1 protein-coding gene is annotated in these 532 nt (G+C 33.5%); it reads right to left on the reverse strand.

Annotated elements, in window-relative coordinates; genetic code table 11:
* Window positions 1-173: EcsC family protein (locus B371_RS24360; RefSeq protein ID WP_040681088.1), on the reverse strand; the 173-nt coding region annotated here is incomplete at its 3' end.
* Between the last annotated feature and the right edge of the window lie 359 nt (window positions 174-532).

Genomic DNA, 532 nt, shown 5'->3' on the forward strand with positions numbered 1-532 from the left:
TTCACCATGTTTTTAATGCTTTCTGTCATGATGTTATGAAATTTTTCAGGTAGAAGACCATTTATTCTCGTTTGTGTAGTCTTAGATGCACGACTTATGAGACTGGATTTTCTATTCATCTTGTGTCTCCAAATGTATAGTTCCTGTTCTACCTTCCTCATATAATCATCCATATTTTCCGCCCCTTTCTTCACGCCACAATCAATTTCCTTTGTAACTTCTAGTTTACCCTTTTAGTAATTCATTCAAATGGACCTAAGAGGTGTTTATATCTAAGTCGTCTAAAGATGTATTATCCATTACAGGAATGCTTGAATGATACGTATTTCGTACCACTATGAACATTTAATATATGTAAGTGACAAAAACTATAGAAGAAAAGGTCTCCCATCAGTAACAAACTGATGAAAGACCTTTTAGAAATAACACTTATATAGTTGGCGAACGCTTCATAGAAAAACCTCTGGTATTCGTTTCATCTGATGAAATAACTATCGTCAGTAATTAACTTATTATAGGTATGAAAAGAGGG

This window comes from Paenisporosarcina sp. TG20, assembly GCF_000286315.1.
Taxonomy (GTDB): domain Bacteria; phylum Bacillota; class Bacilli; order Bacillales_A; family Planococcaceae; genus Paenisporosarcina.